The organism is Ancylomarina sp. 16SWW S1-10-2 (genome assembly GCF_009669305.1).
Taxonomy (GTDB): Bacteria; Bacteroidota; Bacteroidia; order Bacteroidales; family Marinifilaceae; genus Ancylomarina.
On record NZ_SADB01000008.1, the window covers coordinates 61,846 to 85,319 of the forward strand.

General features: G+C 34.2%; 18 protein-coding genes. 10 read left to right on the top strand and 8 right to left on the bottom strand.

Annotation, left to right across the window (positions count from 1 at the left end):
* Window positions 1-45 precede the first annotated feature (45 nt).
* The gene (locus tag EMN46_RS08270; protein WP_154200334.1) at window positions 46-3,789 is read left to right on the top strand and encodes a T9SS type A sorting domain-containing protein; all 3,744 of its coding nucleotides are present in this window, start codon (window positions 46-48) and stop codon (window positions 3,787-3,789) included.
* 212 nt (window positions 3,790-4,001) lie between these two features.
* Here EMN46_RS08270 and EMN46_RS08275 read toward each other — a convergent pair whose 3' ends face one another.
* From EMN46_RS08275 to EMN46_RS08300, 6 genes are all read right to left on the bottom strand, one after another.
* A complete protein-coding gene (locus EMN46_RS08275) occupies window positions 4,002-6,491 on the bottom strand; it encodes an FAD-dependent oxidoreductase (protein WP_154200335.1) in 2,490 nt (829 codons plus the stop codon).
* 214 nt (window positions 6,492-6,705) lie between these two features.
* Complete coding sequence (locus tag EMN46_RS08280) at window positions 6,706-7,125, bottom strand: thioesterase family protein (RefSeq protein ID WP_154200336.1); 420 nt, start codon at window positions 7,123-7,125, stop codon at window positions 6,706-6,708.
* Between the two features lie 306 nt (window positions 7,126-7,431).
* Entirely contained in the window at window positions 7,432-7,773 is a 342-nt protein-coding gene (locus EMN46_RS08285; RefSeq protein ID WP_154200337.1) for a NifB/NifX family molybdenum-iron cluster-binding protein, read from the bottom strand.
* A 180-nt stretch (window positions 7,774-7,953) separates the two neighbouring features.
* Window positions 7,954-8,199 (bottom strand): DUF5320 domain-containing protein, encoded by a 246-nt coding sequence (locus tag EMN46_RS19625; RefSeq protein ID WP_195715220.1) that lies wholly within the window; start codon window positions 8,197-8,199, stop codon window positions 7,954-7,956.
* 20 nt (window positions 8,200-8,219) lie between these two features.
* Window positions 8,220-8,537 (bottom strand): NifB/NifX family molybdenum-iron cluster-binding protein, encoded by a 318-nt coding sequence (locus EMN46_RS08295; RefSeq protein ID WP_154200338.1) that lies wholly within the window; start codon window positions 8,535-8,537, stop codon window positions 8,220-8,222.
* A 7-nt stretch (window positions 8,538-8,544) separates the two neighbouring features.
* Entirely contained in the window at window positions 8,545-8,955 is a 411-nt protein-coding gene (locus EMN46_RS08300) for a DUF134 domain-containing protein (protein ID WP_154200339.1), read from the bottom strand.
* 338 nt (window positions 8,956-9,293) lie between these two features.
* Here EMN46_RS08300 and EMN46_RS08305 point away from each other — a divergent pair, with 338 nt between their 5' ends.
* Complete coding sequence (locus tag EMN46_RS08305) at window positions 9,294-9,983, top strand: HAD family hydrolase (RefSeq protein ID WP_154200340.1); 690 nt, start codon at window positions 9,294-9,296, stop codon at window positions 9,981-9,983.
* Window positions 9,984-10,043: 60 nt separating this feature from the next.
* Here EMN46_RS08305 and EMN46_RS08310 read toward each other — a convergent pair whose 3' ends face one another.
* A complete protein-coding gene (locus tag EMN46_RS08310) occupies window positions 10,044-12,989 on the bottom strand; it encodes an FAD-binding and (Fe-S)-binding domain-containing protein (RefSeq protein WP_154200341.1) in 2,946 nt (981 codons plus the stop codon).
* 247 nt (window positions 12,990-13,236) lie between these two features.
* Between EMN46_RS08310 and pta the strand changes: the two genes are divergently transcribed.
* From pta to EMN46_RS08345, 7 genes are all read left to right on the top strand, one after another.
* On the top strand, window positions 13,237-14,238 hold the full coding sequence (gene pta, locus EMN46_RS08315; protein WP_154200342.1) for a phosphate acetyltransferase: 1,002 nt from the start codon (window positions 13,237-13,239) through the stop codon (window positions 14,236-14,238).
* A gap of 50 nt (window positions 14,239-14,288) precedes the next feature.
* The gene (locus EMN46_RS08320; RefSeq protein ID WP_154200343.1) at window positions 14,289-15,494 is read left to right on the top strand and encodes an acetate/propionate family kinase; all 1,206 of its coding nucleotides are present in this window, start codon (window positions 14,289-14,291) and stop codon (window positions 15,492-15,494) included.
* A 153-nt stretch (window positions 15,495-15,647) separates the two neighbouring features.
* Window positions 15,648-16,031 carry a VOC family protein gene (locus EMN46_RS08325; protein WP_154200344.1) on the top strand — a complete coding sequence of 128 codons (384 nt, stop codon included), beginning with the start codon at window positions 15,648-15,650 and terminating at the stop codon, window positions 16,029-16,031.
* Between the two features lie 86 nt (window positions 16,032-16,117).
* Window positions 16,118-17,764, top strand: coding sequence for a sulfite reductase flavoprotein subunit alpha (locus tag EMN46_RS08330; RefSeq protein ID WP_154200345.1), 1,647 nt, complete (start codon window positions 16,118-16,120; stop codon window positions 17,762-17,764).
* 300 nt (window positions 17,765-18,064) lie between these two features.
* Window positions 18,065-18,538 (top strand): protein-disulfide reductase DsbD domain-containing protein, encoded by a 474-nt coding sequence (locus EMN46_RS08335; protein ID WP_154200346.1) that lies wholly within the window; start codon window positions 18,065-18,067, stop codon window positions 18,536-18,538.
* Between the two features lie 284 nt (window positions 18,539-18,822).
* Complete coding sequence (locus EMN46_RS08340; RefSeq protein ID WP_154200347.1) at window positions 18,823-19,872, top strand: PLP-dependent cysteine synthase family protein; 1,050 nt, start codon at window positions 18,823-18,825, stop codon at window positions 19,870-19,872.
* 574 nt (window positions 19,873-20,446) lie between these two features.
* Window positions 20,447-21,565, top strand: a complete 1,119-nt coding sequence (locus EMN46_RS08345) for a glycerate kinase (protein ID WP_154200348.1) — start codon at window positions 20,447-20,449, stop codon at window positions 21,563-21,565.
* A gap of 114 nt (window positions 21,566-21,679) precedes the next feature.
* On the opposite strand, the gene EMN46_RS08350 is transcribed toward EMN46_RS08345, so the two are convergent.
* Complete coding sequence (locus EMN46_RS08350) at window positions 21,680-22,036, bottom strand: hypothetical protein (protein ID WP_154200349.1); 357 nt, start codon at window positions 22,034-22,036, stop codon at window positions 21,680-21,682.
* A gap of 660 nt (window positions 22,037-22,696) precedes the next feature.
* On the opposite strand from EMN46_RS08350, the gene EMN46_RS08355 reads away from it, so the two are divergent.
* Window positions 22,697-23,371, top strand: coding sequence for a spondin domain-containing protein (locus tag EMN46_RS08355; RefSeq protein ID WP_154200350.1), 675 nt, complete (start codon window positions 22,697-22,699; stop codon window positions 23,369-23,371).
* The last annotated feature ends 103 nt before the right edge of the window (window positions 23,372-23,474 follow it).

Sequence of the window (23,474 nt, forward strand, 5' to 3'; positions counted from 1 at the left end):
TTTAACCAACCAACCAACCAACCAACTAACTAACCTAAACGGTTTATGAAGAAATTTTACATTTTTCTTACTGTGGGAATTCTGGCATTGTCAGCTGTTCTTATCATTAAGTCAATTAGACCTCATGAAAAACAATTAGCTAGCAATGAATTCACACCTGAAGAAATCTGGCAAAAGCAATTTCAAGAAAAAAAGGCAAAAAGAAAAGTTGGCTATAGTAAAGCCAACAAGCCAGATATGTTCAGTAAGTACTATAAGGATATTACGACCCGAATAGGAGAAAAGAAATCTGGTTATAAAATGAACTACAAGACATTGGAGCTGAATAAAGCCCGTGATAATGGTTCAAAATTAAAAAGTACAAAAGCTACTTTGGATTTTATTCAGAGAGGTCCAGCCAATATTGGTGGTCGTACTCGGGCCATTGTTGTTGATCCTGATGATGCTGAAAAAAACACGTGGTATGCAGGTAGTGCTACTGGAGGAATTTGGAAAACGACTGATGGTGCTTATAATTGGACCAATTTATCCAACGATTTAACTAATCTATCGGTAAATGCATTAGCTATGGCTAGTTCCAATCATGATATTATTTATGCTGGTACTGGTGAAAGTTTTCCTGGTGGTGCCAATAATATTGGAAATGGAATATGGAAATCGACTGACCGAGGTATAACTTGGGTACAATTGTCCAGTACTAGTACAAATCCCGATTTTGGTTATATCAACCGTCTTTTTGTTGATCCTATTAATTCAGATCTTGTGATTGCCGCTACCGAGAAAGGCTTATTCAAAACGAATAATGGAGGAACAGATTGGGTACAAGTATATGAAAGTCTTAGTGGAGTAGAAGACCTTGCTGCTTATCCTACTGCAAGAGATACTATTTTTGCTGGTGAAAATGGAAAGGGAATTTTACGTACAATTGATGCTGGTCAATCATGGGAATCCTTTTCTAAGGGACTTGCTAGTGGGACCCGTTATGAGGTCTGCGTATCTCCTGTAGATCGAAATATTGTTTATACAAGTGTTAATATCTCAGAAGAGGCATCGAATGTTTTTATCTCAAGAGATAATGCTAATAGTTGGACTAAATTTAATGATGAAACAAATTTCTTGGGCGGACAAGGTGATTATGATAATACACTTGAAGCACATCCTTTTATAGACAGTGTTGTTTTTGTAGGTGGTGTTAATATGTGGAAATTGGCTTTTAATAGTACACCTAAAGAATTAGATGCTGCTGTTAAAGCTGCTTATACAGAGAATACAGATTTTCTAACTTTTGTTAATTTTGGAGGTACCTTTTTAGATAGTGGATTAAGCACAGAAGAAGGAACAAATCTTTTAACGACAGACTGGTCTTCAGTAGAAATTCGTTTTGGAGATGGAATTTCACAAAAGGCACATCGTTTTACAGTACCTAACCAAGGAACTAATGGTGTTCCAGTTGCCGATTATACTTACGCTGGCTATGATGACGTTCCTTTTCAGGTTTGGGATGTTACCAATAACAAACAGTTAATGGTTTCTTTTCGAGATCAGGAATCAGATGGAGCATTTAATATTTATACCCGCAAGGGAGATGGTGCAGCCTATGGTAATTTAAGTAGAGAGTATATTTTTGTTAATGCAGTAGAATATAATGCTGATGCTCCAGATGCAAATATTGCCGTTGCAGGTGGACATGTTTTTAAAGCAATGTATATGATATGGCCTGAATTGACAGATGGTTATACATGGGATTCTGAAAATTTGCCTACTTCTAAAATTATTGTGGAGTACGGACCAATTGAAGTTTTCGATGGTGAAAAAACAAGTGTAGCTGATGCCTATGGTAATAATGGAGGTGCAAACAGTTACAATCAAGCAGCAGGAAAGGGGAAAGTTAAAATAGAAGGTTTGCATCCTGACCATCACAATATTACAATTGTACCCCTTGAAGGTGATAATTTTAGAATTATTGATGGAAATGATGGTGGTATTGGTGTTTCTGAAAATGGAGGTGTATTATTTGATCAAAGACCTAATAATTATATTACAACTCAATTTTATGGAGTTGCTAAAAATCCTGATGCCAATGAATATATTGGAGGAATGCAGGATAATGGAACTTGGCAGTCAGCTGCAGATGAAGATGCTAGTTCAAGTTCAAATTACTACTTCCGTTTGGGAGGAGATGGTTTTGAATGTTTATGGCATAGTACAAATTCTAAAAAGCTGTTGGGAAGTATATATAATAATGACATTTATAAATCAGATAACGGTGGAGATAGTTGGACAGCTGTTAGAGGAATTACTGATGACGATGGTCCTTTTATTACTAAGTTGTCGGCTTCTAAATGGCATCCTGATGTCGTGTTTGCAGTAGGAAATACAGGTGTTTATAAATCGACAGATTTTGGTAGTAACTGGAAACTAAAAACGATTGGAGACAACTGGTCTGATGGAACCGTTTATAGTGTGCATAATGTTGAAGTATCTCAAGCCAATCCGAATATTGTTTGGGCAGGAGCTGCAATGTCTGAGACTAATGGTTACCAGATTCATGTTTCGCAGGATGAAGGCGAAACCTACACTGCAGTGAAGAAATATGCTGAAAGAGATGTGAATGCTTACATAAGTGGAATTGCGACACACCCTTCTGACCCTAATACAGCTTATTTACTTTACTCAACAAGTGAAGCACCTAAGATTTTAAGAACAACTGATCTTGGAGAAACTTGGACAGATATCTCAGGTTTTGGTACAGGAGATGTAAGTACTAATGGATTTCCAGATGTTGTGACTCATTGTCTGATTGTTATGCCTTATGATACTAATGTTATTTGGGCAGGAACTGAGATTGGATTATTTCAATCAACTGATAATGGCGAAAGCTGGAGTGCTGTTGGTGGAAATATACCTCCAGTAACTATTTACGATATGCATATTGTTGGTAATCAGGTGGTATTTGCAACCCATGGACGTGGTGTTTGGAGTGTAGATATTCCAGAGCTTGACAGAGTTCCTTTAGTCTCAGGATTAGAAGAAGTTAAGGATAAGGTTCTTAATCTTAATATGGATATTAAAGTCGATTATGATTCATTGAAAGTATATTTAAATGGAGAATTTTATGAAAAAATTGTAACCCCAGCAATTGGAGAACAGTCTTTCTCTATAACAGTTGATCAGGTTGGTACTTACACATCTTATGTTCTCGTTTATATAGATAAAAAGGAATTAAAGTCGAATCAGGTTGAACTAGAAATTAAGGATAAAACTCCTGTAGTTAGCAAGTTTGAAGTTGTTAAAGACTTCAAATTAAACCTAGAATTGGAGCTTCCTGTTAAATATGATAAGTTTGACATCTATATTAATGATGAATTTTATAAAACCAATGAGAATCCAGTTGTAGGGATTACTAGATATGATATAACAGTAGAAGATGCTGGAAACTATAATGTCTATATCATTGGTGAAATATTTGGGACTTCATACACGTCCAATACTGAAGAAGTAGAAATTATTCCAATTGTAACTGGAATCGAAACGATTGAGGAAGAGATCGGTGAGATGAAAATTTATCCTAATCCTTGTCGTAACGCATTTAAACTTCAACTAGGAAGTTCGAATCAAGACTTTAGTTTGGATATTTTTGACCTTACAGGAAAGAAGGTTTATTCTAAAAAAGAACGAAATTCAGGTGATAACACCATTCGCGTTGAATCTCTTAAGAATGGTATTTATATTGTTCGAGTAAGATTAGATGGTAAAGTAATGTCAAGTAAAATTCAAGTTGTAAAGTAGATTATTCATTTTTACTAATCTCAGATTAGTAATTTTATAAGCATATTTTAAAGCCTCAGATGCTAGTCATCTGAGACTTTTTCAAAACAATTTTTCTAGCTCTGATATATATTCATCCTTTTTGTGTAAGCTTATAAAAGGTCGAAACATTACATAAAAAAAAGACTACCTAAAGGCAGTCTTTTTATCGATTATATTGTTTTGAGTTGTTATTAAATGAATAGGTTGACATTTGATTTTTCAGCTTCCTCAAGGTAAGCCGCAACACCTCCAATTTCAACACCTTCTAGTAATTCTGCTGGATCAACTCCCATGATGTCCATAGACATTTGGCAAGCAATCATTTCAACACCATTTTCCATAGCTGTTTTCAATAATTGTTCAAGAGAATCAACCTTTTTCGAGCTCATTCTTTTCTCCATCATCTTAGTACCCATCCCCATCATATTCATTTTCGATAACTTAAGATGACCAGCATCACTAGCCATCATCTTACCGAACATTTTGCCCATTAGGTCTTTTTTAACGCGAGGTTTGTTTGCTTTTTTAATAACGTTTAGCCCCCAGAATGTAAAGAATAAAGTTACTTTACTACCCGTTGCAATTGCACCATTTGCGATAACAAGAGAAGCCAAAGCTCTATCTAAATCGTCAGAGAAAACAACCATGGTTTTGTTCTTTGCTACAGTTGTATTGGAATCTATAGGAGATTCGACCTTTTCTTGTTTTTCGATAACAGCAGAAATAATTCCTTTGTCTGATTCGCAAGAAATCAACTTGTTTCCTGTCATATTACACCACGATTTCACATCTTTGATGAAACCGGCATCAGTAACTTTTTGGCGAAGTCGTTGACCAACTTCAAGCTTATCAACCTCTTTCTTAAGTTTGATTATAGGACCAGGACATTGTAGACCACACGCATCAATATCTATCGTTTTGATCTCTTTCCCTTCGCTGTTTTGCCCCTCAGCTTCTTTCTCTTTTCCACGATAAATTTGGCCATCTTTAGCAATATAGTTAGACTCAAAGATGTCTTCATTACTTTGTTTGCATGTAGCATGCTCGTATGTTTTGTAACCACCACTCAGGTTTACAACATCATTAAAGCCTCTCTGCATAAGAATTCTTGCTGCAAAATAGCCACGAAGTCCTACGCCACAGTAAATAATAATTTTTTTGTCTTTCGGAATCTCATCAATTCGTTCACGGATTTGATCAAGCTCAATATTAATTGCACCTTCAATTTTTCCTAGTTCAGATTCATCTGGTGTTCTTACATCTAAGATAAAGGTGTTAGGTGCATCCAAAAGGTGTACTTCATCCCAATGGATAATATTAACCAATCCTTCAATAATATTACCAGCTGTAAAGCCGGCTTGATTCACAGGATCTTTGGCAGATGAAAAAGGTGGGGCATAGGCATGCTCAATTTCTTGAAGATCGTATATACTTCCTTTGTTTTTAAGTACGTTTGCGATAAGATCGATACGCTTATCAACACCTACATAACCAATAATCTGACCACCAAACAGTTTTCCTGTCTCGGGATCGAACATGATTTTAATTGTAGTAGGCATAGCCCCTGGATAATAACCTGCATTCGATGCACCGTGAGTAATATTAGAAATATACTTAATCCCTTCCTTCTTAAGTACTTTCTCTGCTAATCCGGTTGATGCTACGGTAATATCAAATACTTTGGCAATAGCTGTAGCAATAGCCCCTTCATATTTTTTATGATGTCCGTTAACCAAGTTATCAGCCAACATTCTTGCTTGTTTATTGGCTGGTCCTGCCAAGTAAGTATTCGTGTATTTACCTGTTATTGGATGAGGAAATGCCATAGCATCACCAAGAGCGTAAACGTGCTCGGCGCTAGTTTGTAAATATTCGTTTACTTTAATACCACCATTGGGAGCTAATTCAAGACCAGCTTCTTTCACTAATCTAGTTTCAGGACGTACCCCAATCGATAGAATTACCATATCAGCCTCAATCTTACGACCCGATTGTAGGTGAATGTTTAATTTATCACCTTCGCGACGGAATTCAGATACACCATCTTTTAAATAAAACTCAACATTTTTGGTTTTAAGGTGCATGTGTACCTCGGCAGCCATTTCGTAGTCTAGAGGTGTCATTACTTGATCGGCCATTTCTACAATGGTAACCATCATCCCTAGGTGGTGAAGGTTTTCTGCCATTTCGAGACCAATGAAACCGGCACCTACAACAACAGCTTTCTTAGGTTGATTATTATCGTAAAATGATTTGATTTTATCGGTATCCCTTACGTTACGAACGGTAAATATGGCATCATCTTTAATGCCAGGAATAGGTGGTTTAATTGGTTCTGCACCTGGCGAAACGATTAACTTATCGTATGTTTCAGTATAGTTTGTTCCATTAAGTATATCCTTAACTTCAACCGATTTATTTTTAGTGTCAATGCTTATAACTTCATTTTGAACTCGGACGTCAACATTTAATCTCGCTTTAAAACTTTCAGGGGTTTGTAATAATAGATTTTCTCTTTCTACAATAACACCACCTACATAGTATGGTAAACCGCAATTAGCATAGGAAATATGTTCTCCTCTTTCGAACATGATTATTTCTGCCGATTCATCTATTCTTCTTAGACGAGCTGCTGTTGTTGCTCCTCCAGCTACTCCTCCAACTATTAAATATTTTGTCATGATAATTATATTCTAAGTATTATGTTTTAATCCCCATATTTAGATATTTACATATATGGCAAATATAATATATCATTTAGTTTCTACAACATGGAATGAAGTAAATATGACATGTTCCATAACAGATTTGTAATATATACTCGGTTGAAAATTCGACAGACTAGTATTAATGAGGAATAAGCCTTGTTAATGCTAATCAGTTTATAAATAGGGATTATAGTAGGGAGAATTCTTTTTCGTGTTTGAAATTAGATTGAAGTTTACTAGCTATAAATTCAGGAATTAATTTAGGTTGTCGAGATTCTTTATTTACGAAAACAAGAGTAGAATTTGCTTTACAAAGAATCTGACCTTCTTCGTTGCTTATTAGGAATTCAAAATAGAAACGAGTTTTGGGTAAGTCTTTTATAGTTGTTGTAATGCTTATGAGCTCGTCGTAATGAGCTGGTTTTTTGTAATCAATATTAAAAGATATAACAGGCATCATGATATTCATATCTTCTAAGTACTTGTCATTTAAATCCAGTTTTCGTAAAAGCTCAGTTCTAGCTTGATGGCAATAACTCAGATAATTGGCATGATAGACATAGCCCATCTGGTCGACTTCGCCGTAGCGAGGTCTTAATTTCATCATATCTTTAATCACGTTTTTTAGTTTTAAATTTCAAAAAAAATGATCTAGTTGATGCTCTTAAATTGTTTGTGATGAGTGTTTGATCGTAGTATTATCAAATGAAATTTTTGTCAATTGTAAAAGTTTATTTTTTATTAGATAATTTTCGATAATATCTTTTAGACCAGGGTTTAAAACAGATTTATTTTTCCCAAGACCATTTATTCCGCTTGTTGTGGCAATTTTAAATGAGATAAGGTTCTATATATTAAAAGCATAATCAGTGCAATATGTTTGCACTGATTATGAGTTTGCTTTATTTATCAATTAATGATCACAGTAGTTAGCTGTAAATGTTATTGTTTTATTAAGGTAAGCTTCAATTAATTCTTTAGCTGATAATTTAGGTGCACCAACAAAAACATTAACCCCATTTTTATTAAATAGTTGAATGGCCATTTGACCCATTCCACCGGCAATAATATCGCTCACACCTTTTTCAGATAACCACTTTGGAAGTACGCCTGGTTCATGAACGGGTGGTGTTAGTTTTTCTTCAGATACAACTTTACCATTTTCGATATTTAGAACGGCAAAAAAGCTACAGTGTCCGAAATGGGCATCTAAAATATCTTCTTTATCTACTGGAATTGCAATTTTTTTCTTCATAATATTTCTTTTTATTGAGTTTATTATTATTAATGGATGGGTTTATGCGTAAAAAAAATTCGCGCAAAGCTCTCAAATGAATCTATACTTGTAAAAGAAGACTTACCAAATTAAATTTCTTTTAAAGTATGACGATTCTTTGCAAACGATGCGTGAATTTCAACTTATACAGAATAGATTCTAATTAGAACCTCTTCCTCTTCCTTGGCCCTGACCTTTTCCTTGTCCACGACCTTGACCTTGACCTTGACCTTTTCCTTGGCCTCGTCCTTGACCTCTACCACCTCCATTTTGAGAAGCTGATCTTTGTTGGTCTTCATTTGGGTCTTGTTGATTCGTTCCTTGTGAATTAGAATTACATCTTCCTTGACCTCTTCCTGTTTGAGAACCTTTTCCACCTGGTCCTGTTCCATCAAATCTTGGCATAAAACCTCCTTTTTATATAATTAAATATTAATGCGATCAACAACACTTTGTATGTTTGTTGAATCTTGAATAATAATCATTTGAATATTTCGTTTTTCTAATTGTTCTTTAGCTTCAGGACCAAAATCGCCCGAAATAACTTTATCAGCCTTTAGTTTGTACATTAATTCAGCTGCTTGTTTTCCAGCAGAACGCTTTGTATTTACAAATTCATTTTTTACAAATGAGCTTTCTTTTGTTTCGCTATCAAATACACAAAACCACTCAGTTCTACCAAAGCGCTTGTGAAATTGAGATGTTAGTTCATTACCTGAAGATGTAATTACTGTTCTACTCATGAATTTTTTATTTTTGATTATCTAATAGCTTTATATTTAACGATGTACACAAAGGACAGAATTCCTCTCCCAATGTTTTTGGAATCGTGAATTGTGCTTGACAATGATCACAGACAAACCAAGATTTGTCCATCCAACAGTTTCCAAAAACAGTTATAATTTCCTTTGTTTCAACAAATGCCTGAGCAATTTTGCGTCTAGCACTTTCATATATTCTTGCAAATGTTGGCCTTGATATACCCATAAGCTCTGAGGCTTCTTTATGGTTCATCAAATCATAGTCTGCAAGTTTAATTGCTTCATATTCTTCATAAAGTAATTCTATCGGTCCTTCAGTACCTCCATTTGTTCCATACGGTTTATAACCTTTAAATTCTGGAGGAGCTACAACTTTTCTTAGTCTCCTTCTTCTGGGCATAAGGTGATTATAATAGTAATGAGAATATTCTCACTTCAAATGTAATGAGAATATTCTCATTTAAAAATATTTTATGCCTTTATTTGAGATAATTTGAATGATAAAAGTTGAAGACTTTATTTAGGAAACTTCTATATTCTATCGATTTGATATATTTTGCTTTTTTTATTGCTGAATTAATTTACTTTTGCACTAAATTATAGATGATTTATTGGGGTGGTTTTAGGGTCAACTTAATAGAATTAAAGAAGTTTGTTTGTATGTTGCTAATAATGAAAATAGTGCATTTGTAAACAGATAAGTATGATACTAAGAAGTAAAATAAGAGAAGGCAAGACATGATTGATTTGATCGCATTTGATGCAGATGATACGCTTTGGGGAAATGAGAATTATTTCTACCAAACTCAGAATGAATACGCTCAAATATTGAGTGAATATGGGTGCAAAGAGGCTGTTTTGGAACGTCTATATTCTACTCAAATAAAGAACTTGAAGCTATATGGTTATGGCATTAAAGCGTATACGCTTTCGATGATAGAGGCTGCATTGAGTTTGTCTTTTAGAGAAATTCCAGGAGAATTGATAGCAAAAATATTGGCTCTTGGAGCTAAGATGCTTACGGAGCCCGTGCAACCTATGAATCATGTGCAACATGTTCTTGAAAATTTATCTAAGAATCATGACCTTATAAGTATTACAAAGGGTGATCTTTTAGATCAAAATCGTAAGATGAAAAAGTCTGGTTTGAGTAAGTATTTTTCAGATGTGATTGTGCTAAGCGAAAAGGATGATCAGGCTTATCAACAAATTATTGAAGGACGAAGCATTAAAGCAGAGAATTTTCTTATGGTTGGTAATTCTATGAAATCGGATATGCTTCCTGTTCTCAATATTGGCGGATATGCTGCTTATGTCCCTTGTAAATATACTTGGGAATATGAGAAATTAGCCGAATCTATACAGCACGAAAAGTTGTTTGAATTGAATAATATGAAAGAAATTTTGGACTTGAAATTCTTTAATTAGAAGTCAAGCTAAATAATATACAAAATCCCTGTTTCTGTTGAAGCAGGGATTTTTTTCTTCCTAAATTTTAGTAACCAAAGCATCAAACAAAATCTCTACAGGATGTTGTGCTTCTCTCTGACTGCCATCTTTTATTTGATGACGGCACGATGTACCAGAGGCTGCCAATAATGTTGTTGGTTTGGTATTTCTAATTGCAGGTAAAAGTTTAAGTTCTGCTATTTTCATACTAAGATCATAGTGTTCTGCTTCGTAACCAAAAGAGCCAGCCATACCGCAGCATCCCGAATCAATTTCAGTAGCTGTATAGTTTTCTGGGAAAGATAAAACCTCTTTAACAGGTAGGGTAGAAGCTAAAGCCTTTTGATAGCAGTGCCCGTGGAAACTAATTTCTTTAGATTCTTTTGTGAACTGTTCTTTTATAATTCGTCCTGCTTGCATTTCTTGCCAAAGAAATTCTTCTATCATTAGGCAATTCTCCGAGAGCTGCATAGCCGATGTTTTAAGGTCTGGGTAAGCGAGATCTTTATATTCATCTCTAAAGCTAAGTATAGCGGAAGGTTCAATGCCTACCAAAGGTGTTTCTTTACTGATAATGTCTTTTAACAAGCTGATATTTTTATTAGCAATAACTTGTGCCTTTTTCACCAAGCCCTTTGAAAGGTACGTCCTACCATTTTCGTGATGTTTTGGAATGATGACTTCATAACCTAATTTTTCAAGTAGTAGTATTGCTTTAATTCCTACACTTGTGTCATTAAAGTTGGTAAACTCATCGGCAAAGAAGTACACTGTTTTTCCTTTACCATTTATCCTTTTCCCTTTCTTTTTATACCACGATCTTAATGTTGTTTTGTGTAGAGTAGGGATGTTTCTTTTTTGAGCAAAACCCAATTGCTTTTTAATAAAACCACCAAGTTTTGGATGTTGGTTAACGTAGTTATAGAGCTTGGGCGCAATTGCTCCTAATTGATTAATCTGACTAATATTTGCAATTAAGCGAGTACGTAAGGGAATTCCATTACACTCATAATAATGTTGCAAGAATTCAGCCTTAAGTTTAGCCATATCCACATTCGATGGACATTCTGACTTACAAGCTTTGCAAGACAAACATAAATCTAAAATATCATAGACCTCTTTGCTGTCGAATATATTTTTCTTTTTGGAATAGCTTAAGAATTCTCTCAGGAGGTTGGCTCTAGCTCGTGTCGTGTTCTTTTCATCAAGGCTTGCCTGGTAACTTGGACACATATTTTTACCTGTAAGGATTGTATTTCGACAGTCTCCCGAGCCATTACAACGTTCAGTTGCTTTAATCATCCCACCATCAGCAGAAAAATCGAAATAGGTTTCAGGCTCTTTAGTTTCTTGATTATTAGTGTAACGCAAGTGGCTGTTCATTTTTGGTGTATTCACGATCTTTTCAGGATTAAAAATAGTGTTTGGATCCCAAACGGCTTTAATATCCTTAAAAGTCTGATAGTTTATTTCACCCATCATAAGAGGAATAAATTCACCTCGTAAACGTCCATCACCATGCTCTCCACTTAACGAACCTTTAAATTTTTTCACCAATTTAGCCGTATCCAAAGCAATGGTATGAAATTTCTCCCTATCTGTATCTTGTTTCAAATTAAGAATAGGTCGTAAATGAATTTCGCCACTACCAATATGTGCATGAAATACACAGGACAGATTATGTCTTTGTAGTAGAGTTTTAAATTCAGCTATATATTCAGGAAGAATTTCTGGTAATACAGAGGTGTCTTCGATAACCGATACGGGTTTGGCATTGCCTTTTAAATTAGAAAGAACACCCAAAGCTGACTTTCTTAAATCCCAAACGCGTTTAATATTTTCGGAACCTGTAATAATTGGAAAATGGTAACCCAAGTTATTGCGTGTCAACTCAGCTTCCATTTTTTGAGCCAGCTCATTAATTATGGCTTGACTTTCGCGTGCAAACTCGATAATAAGTATGGCACCAGGTTTGTCTTTTAGGAAGAATCTATTTTGTGCTTGTAGAGGATTATTTTCTGATAGTTTTAGGATTGTATCATCCATTAATTCGACTGCACCAGGTTTGTATTTTAAAGCTATTAAATTGCCTTGCATGGCTTCTTCAAGTGATGTAAAGTGTGCACATATAAGAGCAACCTCCTTTGGTGGAGAAGGAACGAGATCTAATTTAATCTCAGTAGTAAAAGCTAAGGTGCCTTCTGATCCTGCGAGGAGCTTACAAAAATTAAAATTTTTAATGCTTTTAGAAAAGGGGGAGCTGTCTAAAAGAAGATCGAGAGCGTAGCCCGTATTACGTCGGTGGTTTTTTGTGTCAGGAAATTCACTGCGAATTGCATCCTGTATCTTAGTGTTTTCGAGCGTTTCTTTAATATGTTGATAAATCTTTTTTTCTAAGCTTGATGTAGTGCCTTTTGGCTGACATTTTTCATGAAAATCTTCATCGCTTAATGCGGAAAAACTAGCATTAGAACCGTCACTTAATATGGTTTTTACTTCTAAAGTATGATCTCTTGTGCTACCATATATTAAGGAGTGAGAGCCACAAGAGTTATTGCCCAGCATGCCACCAATCATGCAGCGAGATGCTGTTGATGTTTCAGGTCCAAAAAATAAATCGTAATCTTTTAAGTAGAGATTTAACTCATCGAGAATAACACCTGGTTGAACTCGTACCCATTTTTCAGCTACATTTAATTCTAAAATTTCAGTGAAATATTTTGATATATCTACAACGATACCATCGCCAACAACTTGTCCAGCAAGCGATGTTCCTGCAGCACGGGGAATAAGAGATAATTTTTCTTTATTCGCAAAGAAAATGAGTTTTTTTATGTCAGATTCATTTTTTGGATAGGCAACAGCAAGAGGCAGCATTTTGTAGGCAGATGCATCGGTTGCGTAGATTAAACGAGTGCTTTTATCTCTATGAAATTCCCCATCGAATGCTTCTGAAAAGTTTAAAAATTTATCTGATGTTTGCATGAGTATAGTTAAGTTGTAAGATGCGAATGTGTTAGTAGATATAGTTTTGTAAATACTCTAGTAATAGTTAACGAAATAAATATTCTAGCTAAATTTTCGCTAAGATATTAAAATTAATTCTTATCAAGAATGAATATTAATATAGATAAAAATGTGTTAAAAATGAAGGTTTAGAAATGCATTTTGGGCAATTATTTATAATTTCGCAATGTCGAGATTACAAAAACACATAAAATACTGACTCACAATGGATTTATTACAGAAAATTAAGGAAAATGCAAAGCTGCATAACAAAAGAATAGTTCTTCCAGAAGGAACTGAAGAAAGAACACTACAAGCAGCAGACATACTTTTGGATGAAAAAATTGCACAAATTATTTTAATTGGAAAGCCTGAGACTATTAAATCAGAAGCTAGTCGATTGAATTTAAAAAATATCTCTAAAGCAACTATCATCGATCCTGAAAATCATGATAAAATGGAAGCTTATGCTGAAACTTTAGTTGAACTTCGTAAGAAAAAAGGGATGACAATGGAACAAGCTTTGGGGCTTGTTAAAAATCCTCTTTATTTGGCTACTTTAATGATTAAAGCAGGTGATGCTGACGGCGAAGTTGCTGGAGCTATGAATGCTACAGGAGATGTATTACGTCCAGCTTTCCAAATTGTGAAAACAATGCCTGGTTGTTCAGTTGTTTCTGGTGCTTTTATCTTGATCTTAAAAGATAAAACATTTGGTGATAATGGTATGTTGGTTGTTGCTGACTGTGCTGTTCATCCAAACCCAACAGCAAGCGAATTAGCTGAAATTGCAGTTGCTACTGCAAGAACAACAAAAGCTATTGCTAATATGGAACCTCGTGTTGCAATGTTAAGTTTCTCTACAATGGGATCGGCTAAGCACGAAATGGTTGATAAAGTTGTTGAAGCAACTCGTTTGGCTAAAGAAATGGCTCCAGAATTCCTAATTGATGGTGAAATGCAAGCTGATGCTGCCATTGTTGAAGCAATTGGTGCAAGTAAAGCTCCAAATTCTAAAGTTGCAGGTAGAGCTAACGTTTTGGTATTCCCTACACTAGAAGTTGGAAATATTGCTTACAAATTAGTACAGCGTTTAGCTGGTGCTGAAGCTGTAGGTCCAGTATTGCAAGGTATGGCTGCTCCAATCAACGATTTATCAAGAGGTTGTTCAGTTAGCGATATTGTTAACTTGGTTTCTATTACAGCAAATCAGGCTGCAGGAATGTAAGTTGAGAAATCAGAAATAGAAACTTAATTAACAAATCAAAACAAAATATAATGAACGTTTTAGTTTTAAATTGCGGAAGTTCTTCATTAAAGTATCAAATTTTGAACATGGGCAAAGAGGTTACTCTTTTAGCTTCAGGTTTAGTTGAGCGTATTGGTCTTGAAAATGGTGTGTTAACTCACAAACCTGAGGGAAAAGATAAGTTCAAAACTGTTCAAGATATTCCTAACCACTCTGTTGGTATTAATTTAGTACTTGCTGCTTTAGTTGATGCTAATCATGGTGTAATCTCTGACATTAAAGAAATTAATGCTGCTGGTCACCGTGTGGCTCATGGTGGTGAATATTTCCAAGATTCAGCTTTTATTACTGAGGATGCTAAAGCAAAAATCAAAGCATGTTGCGAATTAGCTCCACTTCATAATCCTGCTAACCTTGAAGGTATCCTAGCAATTGAAAAATTATTGCCAGGTTTACCACAAGTTGCTGTATTTGATACATCTTTCCACCAAACACTTCCTAAAAAAGCTTTCATGTATGGTTTACCATACGATTGTTACGAAACATTGAAAGTTCGTAAGTATGGTTTCCACGGAACGTCACATAAATTTGTTGCAAACAAAGCCTGTGAAATTTTAGGATGGAATATCGAAGATAAGAAAATCGTTTCTTGTCACTTAGGTAATGGTGCTTCTATATGTGCTGTTGACGGTGGTAAGTCTATCGAAACTTCTATGGGATTTACGCCAAACGAAGGTTTATTAATGGGAACTCGTACTGGTAGTCTTGATCTTGGTGCTTTATTATTTATTGCAGAGAAAAAAGGTTTATCTATTCAGGAAACCAATAATTTGATCAACAAAGAATCTGGATTAGCTGGTGTTTCGGGTATCTCTTCTGATATGAGAGACCTTGAGAATGCTGCTGAAGAAGGCAACGAAAGAGCTCAATTGGCTTTAGATATGTTTGCATATCGTGTGAAAAAATTTGTTGGTTCATACATCGCAGTAATGGAAGGTGTTGATTTAATTATTTTCACTGGTGGTATTGGTGAAAATGATGTAATTACTCGTGAGAAAGTAGCTGGTCAGTTCGACTATTTAGGAATGAATTTTGATTCTAAGAAAAATGCTGGACTTCGTGGTAAAGATGCTCTTATCTCTACTGAGGATTCAAAAGTGAAGTGTATGGTTGTAACAACTAATGAAGAGTTAGTAATTGCTACTGATACTTTACGTATTGTTTCGGCACTTTAATAAACTAAAATATATTTTTAGGAAGGCCATCTCTAACGAGATGGCCTTTTTTATATTATTTAAATGATAGAATTAACTTGCGTAAAATAAGAAACAAATCATAATAGATGTTACCTTAGGTGTTGAAATTATCTTTTAAATAATAGTTGAGTCATGAAAAATGAAAATATACTTGGTTTGAGAACAGTCGTTTATATGGTAACTGATCTTAATAAGGCAAAAGATTGGTATACTAAAGCATTTGGAACTCAACCCTATTTTGATGAAGCTTTTTATGTTGGTTTTAACATTGGAGGCTACGAGCTAGGACTTTTGCCTGAAGAAAAAGCTAAAGAAGGAAAAAGTGAGGGTGCTATTTCTTATTGGGGTGTAGAAGATATCAACTCTGTATTTAATAAGATGATAAGTTTGGGTGCTAAAACTCATGAAAAGCCTACAAATGTAGGCGGAGAACTTATGGTAGCTAGCCTAATAGATCCTTGGGGTAATATGATTGGTTTGATTTATAACCCTTCATTTAAATTGAGTAATTCATAATATTTCACTTATTTTAATTTAGTTTAATTCCAAATACGAATTATTAAGGATATCTTGTGGAAGTTTTAAACACAAGATTATTAGAAATGACTTCATATATATTAAAGCATAAACCTCAGTCTTTTTCACTATCAAACATAAAAGGACTTTCGTCTCCCATTACGATACTTTATGGGGGTAAAACTGGGAATTCAGCTTTTATTGCTGAACAAATGAGACTGCAATTTCAAACTCACGAATTACAGCCCTCGGTCTATAATATGTCAGAATATGACGTAAATAATTTAGAGAACGAGAAATATCTTTTCATTGTTGTTAGTACGCGAGGGGAAGGTGATCCTCCTGGACCGGCTCAGCAATTTTATAAATACCTTTTCGGATCGGAAGTATCTAAGCTGCCTAATTTAAACTATTCAGTATGTGCTCTTGGCGATTCTAGTTACCAGAATTTTTGCCAAGCAGGAAAAGATATTGATATGAAGCTAAAAGCTTTGGGAGCTAAGCCATATACTGATCTCGTTACCTGTGATTTAGCATTTAATTCTAAGGCCGAAACGTGGGCTTCAAACTTGATCAATAAATTTCAAAGTAGAAAAAATGGTGATGTACTAGCCTTAAAGTTTGGCGCTAACTCTGTAGGACCTACTTTTACCGTAAAAGTTAAAGATAAGTATCGAATTACGGGTGATAAATCGAGTTGTGAAATTCATCATTTGATTCTTCAAACTGATCATCCCGATTTTACATATCAAGCTGGCGATTCTGTATCAGTTAAGGCTAAGAACCCCTACTCATTGGTTGTGAAAATCATGATTAAACTTAACTATTCACCTGATACTATTGTCGTTTATAAGAATAAGAAAAAAAGTATAGAAGAATTATTAGCTGTGAAATTAGAACTCACAAAACTCAGTGAAGATGTTCTTAGAGCTTATCAGTTAGTTAGTACTGATGAAAATTTGAAACGGCTATTAGAAGATGAAGAAAAGTTACATGCTTATTTAAAGCAAGCAGATGTTTATGATATGATTTGTGATTATCCTTATGCCATTGATGCGACTAGTTTAAGTCAAGTTTTGACAAAGGTTCAGCGTCGAGAATATTCCATATCGTCAAGTATTAAATCAACTCCTAATGAGGTTCATTTAACTGTAAAACAATTTAATTATTCAGCCTTTGACAGAGATCGGATTGGAGCATGTTCATCATACATAAACAAAGGTTTACAAGCTGGTTCAGAGTTGAAAATTCAAATTATTCCCAATGATGAATTTCGTTTAGCTCCTGTAGATGTGCCTATAATCATGATAGGTGCCGGAACAGGAATTGCTCCCTATATGTCTTTCTTAAAAGAACGCGAAGCTGTTGGTGCAACTGGCGAAAATTGGTTGTTTTTTGGAGAAAAAGAAAGAAAGTGTGACTACCTCTATCAAAATGAAATTGAACGCTTTAAAAGCGAGGGTGTATTAACACGTTTGGATTTAGCTTTTTCTCGAGATCAGGAAGATAAAATTTATGTGCAAAACAGGCTGAAAGAGAATGGCCAATTAGTTTTTAATTGGATAGAGAAAGGAGCTCATTTTTATATTTGTGGATCAATTGCTCTGGGCAAAGATGTGAAACAAAACTTGATTGAATTGTTACAAGATGAAGGAAAGATGAGTGTGTCAGAAGCTTTATTTTATCTTGAACATCTAAAAGAAGAATCACGATATCACGAAGATCTGTATTAGGAATGTTTTAAATATGTGGTATATAGTTTGTTCTATTTTCTAAACATTAATTCGAATAATATATCTGCAAGTAAATTTAAGACGAGTTTAAATGACGGGTGAATCAATTATGGGTATTATTATAAATAATGTAAAGCCTTCTTTATGAATGGTATATCTTTATTGTCAATATTTCATAAAACAATTAACATTCTTTAATATTGATTTATTCACCCTATTTGCTAAATAAAGGGTCTTAAGGATATAAAAGAGCATTAATGATTTTTTTAAAATCGTGAAACCTAGATAAAAATTAAAGATATGAACAGAAAATTCACATTAGTTGTTACTCTATTATTGATGGTAAGTAGCTTATCATTCGGGCAAATTCTAACCCCAGCCAAATGGAAAGTGGAGTTGTCGAAACAAGAAATTAAAGTTGGTGATGTAATTGATGTTGTTTTTAAAGCAAAGATTGATAAGTCATGGCATCTGTATTCAAATGATTTTGATGCAGACTTGGGACCAATTTTAATTTCATTTGATTTTGAAGATCACGCATCTTATGAGCGTATTGGAGAAGTAAAGCCTGTTAATGCTCAGAAGCACTATGATAAAATTTGGGAAGGCGATGTTAGTTATTTTGAGAATACTGCTGAAATGCGTCAGCAAATTAAAGTGAAAAGTCTACCATTAAAAATTGAAGGTACTTTCGATTTTCAATCGTGTTCCGATGCGAGTGGACAGTGTGTAATGGGTGATGATGAGTTTGATTTGAACTACCCAAACAAGTAAAAAATAGTTTCTCTTTATGAGATTTAAGCCATCCTTCGGGGTGGCTTTTTTGCTTTAATCATGTATTATGAAATGCTATATCAAGACGATTCATTTAATGATAAGGTTAGGTGTTTTTTTTATAGATTAGTTTTGTGGGTTTTAATGCATAGGAAGGAATAAATATCATTTTTTTTAACATTTGATTCACCCATTTTCGATAATTAAGGGTCTTATAAATAGATTAGGATATTAATATCTTAAATTAAATATTATTATGAATTTCAAACCCCTATTATAAGAATATGGAAAAAAACAACCCTTGCAAAAGAATTAATGGATTATCGTCTCTAGTTGGAAACACGCCATTATTAGCAATTGAATTTGAGTATAAAGGAACAACGAGAACAATTTACGCGAAAGCGGAATATTTGAATATGACAGGTAGTATTAAAGACCGTATGGCCTTTCATATTATTCGGAAAGCCTATAAGTTGGGTACATTAAAAGAAGGTGACCGAATAATTGAAGCGACTAGTGGAAATACTGGTATTGCTTTTTCTGGAATAGGTAGAGCGATGGGACATCCAGTAACCATTTATATGCCTAATTGGATGAGCCAAGAACGTATTAACCTAATGAAAAGTTATGGCGCTGATATTCGATTGGTAAGTAAAGAAGAAGGCGGTTTTTTAGGTAGTATCGATATGGCTGATAAATTGGCTTCCGAGAATGAGAATACATTTCTTCCACTGCAGTTTTCAAATAATGATAACTGTGAAGCGCATTATAACACAACTGCACCTGAATTATGGTGGCAATTGAAATATATAAGTTTAACTCCTGATGCTTTTGTCGCTGGGGTTGGTACTGGCGGTACTGTAATGGGAGTTGGTAAGTATCTAAAAGAGCAGAACCCTAAAATTAAGGTCCATCCTCTAGAGCCCTCTAATTCTCCAACTATGTCGACAGGACACAAGGTTGGTAAACATAGAATTCAAGGTATTTCCGATGAGTTTATTCCATCAATAGTTAAGCTTGATGAGTTAGATGAAATTGTGAGTGTTGACGATGGAGATGCTATAATAATGGCTCAGAAATTATCTTCAATTCTAGGCTTAGGCGTTGGAATTTCTTCAGGAGCTAACTTCTTGGGTGCTTTAAAAATTCAGGAAGAGTTAGGTCCAGACTCAGTTGTAGTTACGGTTTTTGCTGATGATAACAAGAAATATTTAAGTACAGACTTAATGAGAGAAGAACCAATCAAAGATGATTTTATGGCTACTGGGGTAGAATTAAAACAGTTTAGATCATTTAAACGTGTTTGTCCTACTTGTTGTGGTCCTAATGATTGAATCTCAATTTGATATTAGTTATGAGGTGGTTAGATTATCTAACTGTCTAAGACGAAATTAGTCGAGAGAATGGCAAAATTTCACTTCATATAGTTGGTGAGAAAGAAGACTTTTATCATGAAGTTGAGTAGTTGATTTCGAACTCATCTTAAAAAAAGAATAAATAGTCTTCCAATTAATTTTGGAAGGCTTTTATATGCTATTATAGCTGTATTTAAGAGATTTATTAAAAAATAAATAAGTTACATTCACCCTTTTCCTATTTTTAGGTGTCTTATATATAAGAACTTTAGTTAGTAAAGTTGGTAAAATCATATTAGAGATATTTTGTGAATTATTTCGCACGTTTTTATTTCATCTTCTTTGGTCGGATTTGTTTGAATAAAAATTAAAAACATACTCTAAGAGGTTAAAATTAATGGTCTAAAAAAGCCACCTTCAGGGTGGCTTTTTTTAGTATGTGATGTCTCGTTCTAAAATAGCTCTATATAAATGTAAAATTAGCATTAGGATTAGTGTTTAGGTATAATTTGTTTAAATTCAATCCTGAATATTTATTCATAAAGTAAATAACATGAAAATAATTATTGCTCCAGATAAGTTCAAGGGTTCTTTAACAGGGATGGAATTTTGTGAAACCGTTGAAAGAGGTCTTAGAAAGTACAGCTCTAATGTTGAAATTATAAACTTACCCTTGGCTGATGCTGGTGACGGAACTATTGAAGTTCTAAACTATTACCTAGATGGAGAAATGATATCTCTAGAGGTTCATGATCCTTTACATCGAAAAATTAAGGCTAGCTATTTGTATTCCAAAAGTAAGAAAACGGCCTATATCGAAATGGCTGAAGCTTCGGGAATTCGTTTGCTGAAAATGAATGAAGCAAATCCTATGCTGACCAGTACTTATGGTACGGGTGAACTTATTAAAGACGCTTTGGAAAGAGGAGTGGAGCATATTATTTTAGGAATTGGAGGAAGTGCAACTAATGATGCTGGTTTGGGTATGGCAAGAGCTTTAGGTTATCGTTTTTTCAATCAGTATAAAGAAGAATTGAAAGGTCTGGGTGAAGATTTAATTCAGCTTCACTCTATCGATAAATCAACGGTTCATCCACGACTTAAAGAGGTGAAATTTGAAGTTGCTTGTGATGTTGATAACCCTTTGTTTGGAGAACGAGGAGCCGCCTACATTTATAGTCCGCAAAAAGGGGCTAGCTCTGAAATGGTTCTGGAATTAGACGCAGGACTCCAGAATTTTAATGAAGTTGTGAAGGCGCAATACGATATTGATTTGCATGAAATTAGTGGTGCAGGAGCAGCAGGAGGACTTGGTGGAGGAGCTATGTTATTTTTAAAAGCAATGTTGAGTTCCGGAATAGATTTGATAAAAAAGGAAGCTAATTTTAATACGCATATTAAAGATGCTGATTGGATTATAACGGGCGAAGGCAAGTTGGATAAGCAAACTTTTTCTGGCAAAGTTATTCGTGGTATTATAGATTCTATTGATATGCAAAAATTAGCCTTATTTTGTGCGGTGGTAGATCTAACAGAAAAGGAAAAACAAGCCATTAATAGCGATTATATCGCTGAGACATCAGTATATGCAAAGAATGTGGATGACTCGATTAAAAATGCGGGAAAGTATCTAGAACAGGCTGTCGAAGAATTCGCAAAGAATAATCTCTGAAAGAGACTAAAATATAATAGATTGAAACTTTATATTTAAATAAAGGGTGCCTTGTAGGTACCCTTTAATTTTGTATTTAAATCGAGAAGCTTCTATATTAAAGCTTAGATAGATTTAATGTGTTTTTTTTACAGATTTAGTTTTCGAAAGATTAGTCGTTCTTTTATTATCAAAAATATAATTGACTCCCGTAGAATCTATTTTGATACGTACATTGGATGCTTCTATATTTATAATTGTATCTCTACTTGTACCGAGGAGTATTTTTCTTCCATCAGAAAGAATTAAGGTTGCCTGTTTCTTGCCCGGTTTAATTTCTTTATCTGCTAATACTTGTTTGTTTAATGGTACAATAAAAATTAAAAAAAATCCAACAGTTATTATTCTTTTAGTTATTACACGTAAACCATGTGTTGCACTCTCACGTTTGCCTTTAAACTTTATTAATCCGGCAATCTCTTTCTTCTTCATTATTACTTTCTAAATTAATTAACCTAAGTATTCATTTAAAATTCTAAAGGTAAGACAGTCAATTTTGATAAAAGGGTGACTAGATATATGTTATTTTCTGTTAAAAAATATTTAAACTTAATTCTTTAAATAATTATAGGCTTTAACTTGTAGATTGATAGTTCAATATGATTTTGTATTTTAAATATGTTATAGAGGTAGTTTTACCTTCTTTCTAATGAATAGAGCATAAAATGAAAAAGGAAGCATATTTTTTTCATCGTCTTAAATTATGATGTGTCTCAAAGGAAATTAAATTCGAAGTGAATAATTCATAATAACTGTTTTGTAATTTAATGTGCCAGAACCAAAATATACAGAAAATGGTATATGGGTATGTATAATCTTTTGCAAATAGGTTGTGTTATGTTGTTGTGAGTGGACAATCTGTAATGGCTGATGATGAGTTTGATTACTGTAACTGGTAGTAAATTAGTCCTTTAGTGAGGTGTTAGTCATGCTTATAAGTAGTGTTTTTTTAATAATTATTCGAATATTCTAGTTACAGTCAAAAGCGTTAATTCTGTTTATTATTTAAAAAAAGTGATGCAAGTTCTTTGAACTCAAAAAAAAATCTAATTTTGTTCCTACTAGCTTATTCCAAAAATATATAATTGACTTATGAAAAAATTGAAATTTATTTTATACATAATGCTTGCTTTTTTAATTGTAAGCTGTTCAGAAAGTGACGGGCCTATTGAGATGGGAATTGAGAGTAATGCAACTTATACTGTGACATTTACGATGCATTGGAATAGTTCCGATTTTCCAACTGATTATCCTTCAAATGCATCTTTTTCTCCACTGATAGGGTGGAGTCATTCAAGCTCGAATAGTTTTTTTAAAGTTGGAACAACAGCAACTGAAGGAATTAAAGAAATGACTGAAACAGCTAGTATAGACACCTTACAGACTGAGTTGGAAACTAAAATTACAGATGGAGAAGGTTTGGATTTTGTTCTTGGAAGTGGATTGGATAGTGGAACTGGTGAAATTTCTGTTGAAGTAGAAGTTGATGCGACCAATTCAGCAATTACATTGGTTTCTAAGCTGATTCCAAGTCCTGACTGGTATGTTGGAGCTCTTAATGTTGATTTATATGATGGTAATAATTTCGTAGACAGTACAATGACTGCTGTTGTTTACGATGCGGGTACCGACAGTGGCTTAAGTTTTGCTTCAGCTAATTCTACGACTGATCCACAGGGATTAATATCCTTGTTTGTTGATTCACCTCTTGGTGATGGTACCGAATTACCAACTGCTTTTGCAACTGTTACGTTTGTGAAAAAATAGATTGAAATATTTAAATTTCACAGGTCTCTGATAAAAAAATCAGAGGCCTTTTTTTGTGGCATATAATTCGTAAATTGGTTAGAGATATAATATCAAGAGGCTA

Excerpts from the sequence above, each read along its gene's own strand:
- EMN46_RS08270 (WP_154200334.1), top strand. The coding sequence starts at position 46 with ATGAAGAAATTTTACATTTTTCTTACTGTGGGAATTCTGGCATTGTCA.
- EMN46_RS08275 (WP_154200335.1), bottom strand. The coding sequence starts at position 6,491 with ATGACAAAATATTTAATAGTTGGAGGAGTAGCTGGAGGAGCAACAACA.
- EMN46_RS08280 (WP_154200336.1), bottom strand. The coding sequence starts at position 7,125 with ATGATGAAATTAAGACCTCGCTACGGCGAAGTCGACCAGATGGGCTAT.
- EMN46_RS08285 (WP_154200337.1), bottom strand. The coding sequence starts at position 7,773 with ATGAAGAAAAAAATTGCAATTCCAGTAGATAAAGAAGATATTTTAGAT.
- EMN46_RS19625 (WP_195715220.1), bottom strand. The coding sequence starts at position 8,199 with ATGCCAAGATTTGATGGAACAGGACCAGGTGGAAAAGGTTCTCAAACA.
- EMN46_RS08295 (WP_154200338.1), bottom strand. The coding sequence starts at position 8,537 with ATGAGTAGAACAGTAATTACATCTTCAGGTAATGAACTAACATCTCAA.
- EMN46_RS08300 (WP_154200339.1), bottom strand. The coding sequence starts at position 8,955 with ATGCCCAGAAGAAGGAGACTAAGAAAAGTTGTAGCTCCTCCAGAATTT.
- EMN46_RS08305 (WP_154200340.1), top strand. The coding sequence starts at position 9,294 with ATGATTGATTTGATCGCATTTGATGCAGATGATACGCTTTGGGGAAAT.
- EMN46_RS08310 (WP_154200341.1), bottom strand. The coding sequence starts at position 12,989 with ATGCAAACATCAGATAAATTTTTAAACTTTTCAGAAGCATTCGATGGG.
- pta (WP_154200342.1), top strand. The coding sequence starts at position 13,237 with ATGGATTTATTACAGAAAATTAAGGAAAATGCAAAGCTGCATAACAAA.
- EMN46_RS08320 (WP_154200343.1), top strand. The coding sequence starts at position 14,289 with ATGAACGTTTTAGTTTTAAATTGCGGAAGTTCTTCATTAAAGTATCAA.
- EMN46_RS08325 (WP_154200344.1), top strand. The coding sequence starts at position 15,648 with ATGAAAAATGAAAATATACTTGGTTTGAGAACAGTCGTTTATATGGTA.
- EMN46_RS08330 (WP_154200345.1), top strand. The coding sequence starts at position 16,118 with ATGACTTCATATATATTAAAGCATAAACCTCAGTCTTTTTCACTATCA.
- EMN46_RS08335 (WP_154200346.1), top strand. The coding sequence starts at position 18,065 with ATGAACAGAAAATTCACATTAGTTGTTACTCTATTATTGATGGTAAGT.
- EMN46_RS08340 (WP_154200347.1), top strand. The coding sequence starts at position 18,823 with ATGGAAAAAAACAACCCTTGCAAAAGAATTAATGGATTATCGTCTCTA.
- EMN46_RS08345 (WP_154200348.1), top strand. The coding sequence starts at position 20,447 with ATGAAAATAATTATTGCTCCAGATAAGTTCAAGGGTTCTTTAACAGGG.
- EMN46_RS08350 (WP_154200349.1), bottom strand. The coding sequence starts at position 22,036 with ATGAAGAAGAAAGAGATTGCCGGATTAATAAAGTTTAAAGGCAAACGT.
- EMN46_RS08355 (WP_154200350.1), top strand. The coding sequence starts at position 22,697 with ATGAAAAAATTGAAATTTATTTTATACATAATGCTTGCTTTTTTAATT.